We start from the raw sequence: 9,831 nt of genomic DNA, 5'->3' as shown, positions 1-9,831 counted from the left end.
GGGTCCTTCTCTATTCGGCGTTCTTTGGTCAAGCGCCATCGAGCAGTCATTCGCGGCAGGACTTCAGGTCTTTCGCGGGCCCTTGCTTCTCTTCGGGATCGGCACGCTGGCCCTCCCATCATGGGATTAGAAGAGTGAAGCGGTCCAATCTGACTCGCGGCCTGGCAGCCATGATGCTGCCGGAACTGGACCCATTGCGAACTCGCCTCACCCATCGTCCCGCGAAGGACGTCTTCCCACCTGCGGTGGAACTCTAACTCCTTTCCGGGTCGATCACATTGCGATGGCTCCCTCCCGCGACCAGCGGAACTCGCTGCCATCGACCCACATCCTGTGCATGATCACCGAAAGGCGCCGCGCCAAAGCCACGACGGCCTTCTTGAAGCCACTGCGCTTCGCGACGCCCACGGCCCAAGCTTTTAGCCATGACCACTTCTTCACCCTGGTCAGCATGGATTGCGCGGCCTCGTACAGCAAGGCTCGCATCATTCCGTCGCCACACAAGGATACCCGGCCGACGCGTTGACTTTCTCCGGACTGTTTTAGGACCGGTGTCAGCCCTAACACCGGCCCAACCGCTCGAGACCTTCGAAAGCGCGCCGGGATATCAATGGTGCTGACGAAGGCAAGAGAAGTCACCGCGCCAACACCTGGGACTGTCATCAGGCGCATGCAAACGGCGTCTCCCGTCGCGATTTCCACAACCTCGCGGTGCAGTTTGGCGAAGCCCTCACGGAGCTTGCGCCTTGCCGCGAGTAAGACGCTGATCACCTTCTCCAGTTCTGGCAGTTCCGCGATGAGTTCCAAGGCGCGGGCTTCGAACTTCCCTCTGCCAACGATGCCGACCTTGAGCCCGAAGTTGCGCAGCAAGCCGCGAATATCATTCTCGACAGCAATCGCCTTCTCTTGCAGGAGCTTCCGGGCTCGCAGCAGAGCTCGGCGCTGCTGGCTTTCCCGGGTCTTCACATGCACCGGACGGTATAGGTTGACCCGCATCATCTGCGCGATCCCACGCGCATCATTGCGGTCGGTCTTGTTCACCTGCGCCTTGAGGAAGGCCTTCGCGTGGCGTGTCTCGATACAAATCACCGGAAGCCCCGTGCGCGCCAGCCCTTCGAACAGCCATTGCGACAGCGGACCGGCTTCCAACCCAACCCGCTCGAAATGGACCCCGATGCCGCTCAAGGCCAGAGAGAGCTCCTCGGGGTGGCTCGCAATCTTCATTTCTGAGCAGACTTGGCCGTCGTCGTCGACAACACAAATGGCGGTTTCTTTTACTGATACATCCAATCCGGCATAATGCTTCATGCTGCGTCTCCTTCCCTGATGCTTGTGGCTGCTTCACACAAACCACGTATTATCATCAGCTCGAGACGCAGCACCTACCGGAGACCGAGGCTGGAAGTGGGGCGCAAGCCGAATACCCCATCTGNGCCAGAGAGAGCTCCTCGGGGTGGCTCGCAATCTTCATTTCTGAGCAGACTTGGCCGTCGTCGTCGACAACACAAATGGCGGTTTCTTTTACTGATACATCCAATCCGGCATAATGCTTCATGCTGCGTCTCCTTCCCTGATGCTTGTGGCTGCTTCACACAAACCACGTATTATCATCAGCTCGAGACGCAGCACCTACCGGAGACCGAGGCTGGAAGTGGGGCGCAAGCCGAATACCCCATCTGACCCTAAAGCCCGATTTGAAGCAGCCTCCAGCGGCGGTCGAGCCTCCGTTTTTGCCCGCCATCGAGGGGTTTTACAAAATAGAGATTGCCCCGGGTCTCTGGTGGCAGTGCCAGAGCAGGAATTGCATATCCTGGATCGCGGATCTCTGTGCGCGAGGCCGGCACGCTGTTTGTGGCATTGGTGAAGAGCGTTGCACGAGCCATCTCTGACGGCTGTAAGACGTGATTCACAAGCTGGTGTGCACCGTCAAGGTCGCTGGCGTCGCTTGGGACGACAAAGAGGTCTGCCCACAAATTTGTGCCTTCGCCGGGGATCACGTACTGATACCTGCTGTCCCCCTTTTCCAACTGAGGCGCCAGACCTTCCGTGCTCCAGGCGATGGCCAGGCAGACCTCTCCGTCCATCAGGGCATCATACTGGTAGGAATCAAAAGACCGGACAAATGGCGCAATGGCGGACAGCACACCAAAGGCGGCCTCAAGGTCCTGCTCCGATCGGGAGTTCGGATCCAGGCCAAGATAGGCAAGTGCGGCGGCCACGACTTCCTCCACCGAATTGACAATGGAAATGCCGCAATCCGCAAGCTTGCTGGCATTTTCCGGGTCGAACACCAGAGCCCAGCTGTCGAGCGGTGCGTCAGGCAAGCGCTCCTCCACCGCGACGCGGTCATAGGCAATGCCGGTTGTCCCCCAGAGATACGGCACTGCGTAACCTGCCGCCTGCGGAACGGATGCCAGAAAGACCTGCATCAGCTCCGTGTCGAGCGCAGCAGCGTTGGGAACATCTGACAGGGTGAACTTCCGGATCACCCCGGCGTCTGCCAGGCGACCGACCGATTCAGAGGCCACGATTGCCAGGTCATAGCCGGTGCCGCGGGCAAGAAGCCGTGCCTCGGCCTCATCAGCGTCGCCGTAGGTGTCCAGTATAACCGCAGTGCCGGTGGCGTCCTGGAACCCGGACAGGGTGTCCGGGTCGATGTAGCCGCTCCAATTGTAAAGCCAAACCTGACCAGGATCCGCTGCGGCCGGCGAGGACAGCACGACAGCAGTTGTAATGGCGGCGATCAATGGCTTCAGGCGCATTTCGAGCTTCCTTTGCTGCTTGTGCGGGCTTCGTCCGGCCAAAGGCGGGTCAGGGCGGCGGCGATCGCCGCCTTGTTGACTGGTTTCGAGAGATAATCGTTCATTCCTGCGGACAGGCCTTCTTCACGCTGCTCGCTCATCGTGTTAGCGGACAGGCCGATGACCGGTACCGGTTTCAGGCCCTGTTCCTGCTCCGCGGCCCGGATCGCCCGTGTGGCCTCAAGCCCGTCCATTTCCGGCATCCGGACGTCCATCAGCACCAGGTCAGGCGCCCAGCTGTGCGTCAGCTCTACTGCCTCGAACCCGTTTCCTGCCGTGATGACGGTGCATCCCAGCCGCTCCAGCATCTTGCCCGCGACCATCTGGTTGACACGGTTGTCATCAGCAACCAGCACCTTCTTGCCGAAGGAAACATCGGCCGGCTCGGGCTCGGACACCGCGGCTGGCGGCGGAACCTTTCCTGCGGGAAAGTCCACCGTGAACTCGGCGCCCTGGCCTTCGGCGCTTTGCAGCGCAATTGTGCCGCCGATTGCCTGGGTGAGGTTCTTGACGATGGCGAGACCGAGGCCGGTTCCTCCGAACCGTGTCGTCGTGGTTGCATCGGCCTGGGCGAATTGCTCAAAAATCCGTTCCTGGGCGTCCGGCGGTATCCCGATTCCGGTATCGCGCACGGCAAGGCGGATCATCCGTTCCCCTCCGGGGGCAGGCGGCAACTCCAGCAGCTTTACTTCAACGGTTCCTTTCTCGGTGAATTTCAACGCGTTGCTGATCAGGTTGACCACGATCTGGCGGATCGCTGTGCCGTACCCCAGCACATGCCAATTGCTGACCTCCTCGGAGACTTCAAGCTTCAGGCCGATTCTGGCGCTTTGGGCGCGGGCGGAAAACAGGTCTATCACCTCCAGGCAGGTTGCGCGGACGTTGAAGGCTTCTGCTTCCATTTCCAGCTTGCCGGCCTCGGCCTTGGACAGGTCCAGGACATCGTTGATGATGCATAGCAGGGAATTGCCGCTGACGATCATCATGCGGATCATATGCCGCTGCTGGTCGTCCAGGTCGGTGTCGTTCAGCAGCTCCGCCAGGCCCAGCACTCCGTTCAGCGGGGTCCGGATTTCGTGGCTCATCGTTGCCAGGAAAACCGATTTCGCTTCGGAGGCGGCCTCTGCCTTGCGCCGGCTGGCCTCAATTTCCGACTGTGCGCTGATGATGAAGCGCTCCATTGGCAAATGCACGAAGCGGGCAGCGACAAATATGCCTATGGCGCCGATTATCACTGCGGCCATCGCATAGAGCAGCTGAGTCTGCGCCGCAAGGCGGCTGACTTGGGCTTCGGCCTCCTTCACTTTCATGAGCACGGGCAGCAGACGCCTGGACAAATTAGAAGCCAGCGCAGCGGATTTTGCATCCGCAACTGCCTCCCGGTTTGCGCCGGGATCTGTGAGCACCTCCGTCAGCAGCAGGATGTCCTCAAGGTCGGAGATCGGGTTCAGCGCTGGCTGGGATAATATTTCCTTAGCCTGCGGCGAGAAAGCGGCAAGCGCGTCTGCACCGTTGAGTTCGGCAAGCGAGTCCGCTGCGGGCCTTGCGCTCCGCCGGATCCGCCCGCGCGCGATCAGTGCCTTCTGGCTGCCCGGGTCGTTTTTCAATTCGTCAAAGGCCAGCGACAGTTCGGACAGAGAGACCAGAAGCTGGTCGAGAAGCCTGGTGTTTTCCGCACGCAATGCCACGTTCCGCTGCCCGGACAGTGTGAAGCCGAATGCGGTCAACGCCGCGGCCAGCAGGATCGCCAAGGCAATTCCGCTGCGTAGCCGGAGGTACTTTCGCGTGACACGCTGCTCGGTCATTGGGCGCCTGGAGGGTTGGTGTTCTGGCAAGTTATTGCGGTTTTGTCCGCAGATTAAGACTGATTTCCTATTCTGAAAAGCAAGCATTGAGGAACAATGAACCGGCCGAAATTAAAAGTGTAGCCAGTGCTTGCTGCTGCCCCTGACGCTGCCGCATCCGGGCCCCTCAAGTACCAAGAGTTTCTGCAGCGTTCAGAAATTTTGCAAGCAATGGAAAACCGCCGAGGCACCTCTGATTCCGGACCAGGAAAGCCAGAACGGGGCACCCGCCTTTCCTTGGGCCTGAAGCACTCGAACCTGAACGGAGGTGGCTGGCATTGCAATCTGCAGCTACCCCGGCACCAGGTTTCCGGCCATTGCGAAGCTGCACGCAAAGGTGAAAGTGGACCCCGTGCCGGGCTCGGACTGCCCTTCGATCCCGCCGCCCATCAGCTCCGCGAGGCGGGATGCGATTGTTAACCCTAGGCCGGTTCCGCCAACGTCGCGGGAGGCGGTGCTGTCGGCCTGGCAAAATGCCTCGAAGATCTTTTGCATATCGTTTTCCGGGATTCCCGGGCCGGTGTCTGTCACGGCAATCCGCAGCATGGCCCGGTTCCCGTCAGCCCGGCCAGTGACCCCGACAGTGACAGACCCTGCCTCGGTGAATTTCAGAGCATTGCCAATCAGGTTCACAATGATTTGCCGGATGCGTGCCTCATCTCCCACAATGGCGCTTGGCACATCAGGCCCGTAGTCCAGCCGCAGGGTGACGCGGTCTTCGTCCGGCTTGGGGGACAACAGGCGGACCACGGCAGTCAGAAGCTCTCGCAGGTCAAGCGGTGCGGTCTGCAATTCCAGCTTGCCGGTGTCGATCCTGGAAAAATCGAGAATTCCATTGATGATCTCAAGCAGGGCTTCGCCGGACTCGGCTATCGTCCTGGCATATAGCGCCTGTTCTTCGTTCAGGCCTGTTTCCTCAAGCAGAGAAGCCATCCCCAGCACCGCGTTCATCGGCGTCCGGATTTCGTGGCTCATCGTGGCTAGAAATTCGGATTTTGCCTTGCTGCCAGCTTCGGCTGCCCGCGTTCTTTCCTTCACCTGGTTCTCAAGCGAACTGGCAAGCGCCTTCAGTTCGGTATTGCTGCGGTCAAGGTGCGTTAGAACACCTGCAAAAGCCTCTGCTAGGCGGCCGACCTCATCATTGCCGCAGTCGGGGACTTCGCGCTTGCCGCCGCCGGAGCGGATGCCGGCAGCGAAATCCGTCAGCCGCTGGATCGGCCGGGTTATCCGGCTTGCCATGATCACGGCAGCGATCGAAGCCAGAAAGGCGCAGACGCCGGACAGGAGCAGGGTCTGACGGATATGTTTCATCCACTCTGCATCAAGCCGGGCGGTGGAGAACTCCAGCACTACATAGCCAAGCCGCCGGTCTGCTGTCGCCTGCACCGGACCTGCCACCAGGAGCACACCGTCTTGCAGCCGGGTAACCCATGCTGCGGTTTCTCTGGCTTGGAGCAGATGTGGAGCGTTGAGCCGCTTTCCCCGCAGCGGGTTTTCATCCGTGCCGTCCGTCAAAACCCTTGTGCCGGCATCCAGGATCATCACCCGAAGTGCGCCTTCGCTGGCAAGGACGGAACTCGCTTGCTGGCGCATCAGTTTGATGTTGAGCTCATACAGTGGTTCAAGGACTGCCTCGCCCAGCGTTCTCGCCAGCACGACCGTGTGCCTTTCAAACGCCGCAAAGGAGGCCCTGTAACTTAGCGATACAGAAATGGCCGAAACCGCTCCGGCAACGGCGAGGACGATCAGGATGGTATATGCAACCAGTTTTGCTCTCAGGCTCGGCATGGAAATCATTTGCCGCCGATAATGGCAGTCACCGGCTCTTCGAACTCATCCAGCATTTCTCTGGTCCGTTCCGGGATGGCATCAAATTTAGTGGTTTTCTCGAAACCGTGCAAAACCCTGCGCCCTTCATCACTCAGGTGCATGCTGGCAAGCGCGGCCAGCAGCGCATCAGACAGCCCGGCCGGTGTCGCTGGGGACACACTAACCACATGGCGGGGTATGGATTCGGTTTTATAGAGGATTTCCAGGCTGGCAAAGTCGTCGCCTGCGCGTTTCCTCAGACCGTTGAGCGACATGGCTCCGGCATCAACAACGCCGCGCAGCACCCATTCAATGGTGTTTTCGTCATCCCCGGAAAATACATAGCCGGCCGCCGCGCCGGGGCGCGCGGCGCGCGGGCCGCTCAGTGCGGAAAACTGCACGCCCTCAGCCGCGAGCGTGTGCCGCGGCAGGATGTAGCCGCTGGAGGAAAATGCCTCCTCAAATGCAATGACTTTGCCCTTGAGGTCTTCCAGAGACCGGATGCCGCTATCCCGCCGGACAAAGACCACGGAGTGGTATTCAGCAACTCCCTTCTTCCACCGGCGGGCCACCATCCGGCTGCCGCATCTGGCTCTGACGGCCAGGGACACCAGCGGGCTGTCGACGAAGACATCGACCTCACCTTTGCTGAGCAGTTCCGCCATATGGCCGATGTTCCGGGCAATTCTGACTTCCCCGGCAGTGATCCCCTCATCTTGGAGTTGAGCGGCTAGGAATTCTGCAAAAGGCAGGAAAGTGCGGGTTTCCTTTACTGTCTCATCGCTGATCGTGCCAATGACCAGCGAGCGCGCTGCCGCACCGTGGCCCAGCAGAAACCCGATCCAAAAACAGGTTAGAAAGGCCGCTTTGATAAAGTTCACAGTGCTGCCCCTTTCAATCTCGTTGGACCGCGCAGCAAATTCTAATGCAACAGGCCGCGCCGTCTGGAAGAAAACGCTTAAAATTCTCACTGCGCTCCGCGCGGCTTACAAGCGGGGAGTTTCAGATGCATGGCTGAATCTTTTCTTGATGGCCGCTGGGTCAAGTAAGTTTTTTTCTTTTTTTTGCGGTGGGTTGCACTCCTGATGCGGTTCTCGTTGCCGTTAAGGGGTGAGGCCTTCCTGCGCAGTCGCCTGGTTGTACCGGCGGCTACGTTGCTGTTTCCGCGGGTCTTCAGTCGGCACTTCTTTCAGCCTGAATTCCCTTGGCAAATTCCATGAAGGCACGGATCACGCGCACGTCACGACGCTGAGTGAGGTAGATGATGCTCTCGCTCATCGTAAGATCGGCATCGCGCAGGCTGTATTTGACCAGACGGTCGTCGTGGCCGAACTCAGCTTCGGAAACGAAGCCGATACCTGCGCCGGAGGCGACAAGCTCGCGCACGGCTTCGCGTCCTTCGGCGACAATCGCAGGCTTCAGGCGGATGCCCTGTTCGCGTGCGGCCGTCTCTACTTTTTCTCGGGTCTTGGAGCCTTCTTCGCGGAACACCAGCGGCAACTGCGACAACTCCTGGAACGACAGGTCTGCCTGTGAGGTCATCAGCAGGCCGCGCGCGGCAAAGGCAACGATGCCTGTGGCACCAAGGTTCAGCACGCTCATATCCTTGCCGGGAGACAGGCTGCCCGCCACACCGATTTCGGCATTGTAGTCGCGAAGTTCATCAATAATTTCACCAGTGTTCCCGGCGCGCAGTGAAATCACCACATTCGGATAGCGTTTTTGGAACGGCCCCAGAAAGCCGGTCATGTGCTGGGCAGAATCCGCAATGATGCGCAGCTCGCCCTCAACTGCTGCGCGGGTCGCCGACAGGTAGTCCCCGATCCGGCTTTCCACTTCGAAGTACTGCTTGGTCATGTGAAGCAGTTCCTCTCCCGCTTCTGTCAGGAACACCCGCTTCTTCTCGCGCCGGAACAGCAGCACATCGTGGTCCTGCTCCAGCTTGCGCACCTGTTCGGAGATTGCGGGCTGGGTCAGGTGCAGTGCTTCTGCAGCGCGCGAAAAGCCACCCAGTAGGGCGACATGGTGGAAGGCCTTGAGCTGTGAATGGCGCATGATCCGTTCCTGCAAACTTGTATAGGTATGGCTTATTATTGAATTGTTTTTTGCAATTTTACATATGAATTGGGCTGGCGCAATCATGCTCTCGAACCATGCTTTGGAGACAGGCAATGACCGCTTCTGCACCTCAGATCGAACCGCCCTTTCTGGGTGAGCCATATCTTCTGACCCCCGGACCGCTGACCACCTCATACGAAGTCAAACAGTCCATGCTGCGGGACTGGGGCAGCTGGGACGACGACTTCCGCGCCATGACCTGTGACATGCGCAGCCGCCTGCTGGCGCTGTTGGGTGAGGGCGCCGGCGCATTCGACTGCGTGCCGATGCAGGGCTCCGGCAGCTTTGCGGTTGAGGCGATGCTGGCGTCCTTCATTCCGCGCGACGGCAAGGCGCTGGTGCTGGCCAATGGCGCCTACGGGCTGCGCTCGGCGCAGACGCTGCAATACCTGGGCCGCGCCTATCAGCTGCTGGACAAGGGAGACTACCTGCCGCCGCGCGGTGATGAGGTGGCGCAGATCCTGGCAAATGATCTCTCGATTACCCATGTGGTGGCGATCCACTGCGAGACTTCCTCGGGCATCCTGAACCCGGTGGAGGAGATTTCCGAGGCGGTCTACGCCGCGGGCCGCAAGCTGCTGATCGACTCGATGTCGGCCTTTGGCGCGATCGAATTGAAGCCCTCGCAGATCCGCTATGAAGCGATGGTGTCCTCGGCCAACAAATGCATTGAGGGCGTGCCGGGTTTCGGCTTTGTCATCGCCCGCAAGGAAGAGCTGGAGGCCGCCAAGGGCAACAGCCATTCATTGTCGCTGGATGTGCATGCGCAATGGGCGCATATGGAAAAGACCGGCCAGTGGCGGTTCACCCCGCCAACCCATGTGGTCGCGGCCTTCCTGGAGGCGCTCAAGGCACATGAGGCCGAAGGTGGCGTCGCGGGCCGGGGCGGCCGGTACACCCGCAACCGCGACGTGATGGTTGCAGGCATGCGTGAACTTGGGTTCGAGACGCTGCTGCAGAACCGCTGGCTGTCGCCGATCATCGTCACATTCTTTTGCCCTGCGGATGCGAATTTCGTCTTCGGCCGCTTCTATGAGCTGATGAAGGAGAAGGGATTTATCATCTACCCCGGCAAGCTGACGGTTGTGGACAGCTTCCGGGTCGGCTGCATCGGGCAGATGGATGAACACGTGATGCGGCAGGTTGTGGCTGCCGCCAAGGAAACGCTTGCCGAAATGGGCGTCGCCAGCGCGGCCCCGCCCGCCGCGGCGCTGGAAGAACGCGCCAAACTGGCTGCCTGAGACACAAAGGACTTCGAC

7 protein-coding genes are annotated in these 9,831 nt (G+C 59.9%); 1 reads left to right on the top strand and 6 read right to left on the bottom strand.

The genetic code is table 11. The features are described 5' to 3' along the window. Positions 1 to 273: 273 nt before the first annotated feature. The 6 genes from GKC28_RS12500 to GKC28_RS12475 all read right to left on the bottom strand — a co-directional run bounded on the left by GKC28_RS12500 (position 274) and on the right by GKC28_RS12475 (position 8,509). Complete coding sequence (locus GKC28_RS12500) at positions 274 to 1,308, bottom strand: IS110 family transposase (protein WP_174147242.1); 1,035 nt, start codon at positions 1,306 to 1,308, stop codon at positions 274 to 276. Between the two features lie 374 nt (positions 1,309 to 1,682). Then, positions 1,683 to 2,762 carry an extracellular solute-binding protein gene (locus tag GKC28_RS12495; protein WP_174147241.1) on the bottom strand — a complete coding sequence of 360 codons (1,080 nt, stop codon included), beginning with the start codon at positions 2,760 to 2,762 and terminating at the stop codon, positions 1,683 to 1,685. Continuing rightward, the gene (locus GKC28_RS12490; RefSeq protein WP_174147240.1) at positions 2,753 to 4,606 is read right to left on the bottom strand and encodes an ATP-binding protein; all 1,854 of its coding nucleotides are present in this window, start codon (positions 4,604 to 4,606) and stop codon (positions 2,753 to 2,755) included. Before GKC28_RS12490 ends, GKC28_RS12495 begins: the two co-directional genes overlap by 10 nt. 330 nt (positions 4,607 to 4,936) lie before the next feature. Beyond that, positions 4,937 to 6,433: an ATP-binding protein gene (locus tag GKC28_RS12485; protein ID WP_174147239.1), complete on the bottom strand. Its 1,497-nt coding sequence runs from the start codon at positions 6,431 to 6,433 to the stop codon at positions 4,937 to 4,939. Between the two features lie 5 nt (positions 6,434 to 6,438). Further along, positions 6,439 to 7,335: a phosphate/phosphite/phosphonate ABC transporter substrate-binding protein gene (locus GKC28_RS12480; protein WP_174147238.1), complete on the bottom strand. Its 897-nt coding sequence runs from the start codon at positions 7,333 to 7,335 to the stop codon at positions 6,439 to 6,441. A 292-nt stretch (positions 7,336 to 7,627) separates the two neighbouring features. Beyond that, complete coding sequence (locus GKC28_RS12475; protein ID WP_174147237.1) at positions 7,628 to 8,509, bottom strand: LysR substrate-binding domain-containing protein; 882 nt, start codon at positions 8,507 to 8,509, stop codon at positions 7,628 to 7,630. A gap of 116 nt (positions 8,510 to 8,625) precedes the next feature. Here GKC28_RS12475 and GKC28_RS12470 point away from each other — a divergent pair, with 116 nt between their 5' ends. Beyond that, a complete protein-coding gene (locus tag GKC28_RS12470; RefSeq protein WP_174147236.1) occupies positions 8,626 to 9,813 on the top strand; it encodes a 2-aminoethylphosphonate--pyruvate transaminase in 1,188 nt (395 codons plus the stop codon). Positions 9,814 to 9,831: the final 18 nt, after the last annotated feature.

Origin of the sequence: Leisingera sp. ANG59 (assembly GCF_013317235.1) — a bacterium.
GTDB lineage: Bacteria > Pseudomonadota > Alphaproteobacteria > Rhodobacterales > Rhodobacteraceae > Leisingera.
The sequence above is the reverse complement of the archived record's forward strand: the minus strand, read 5'-3'. Positions and strand labels throughout refer to the sequence as shown.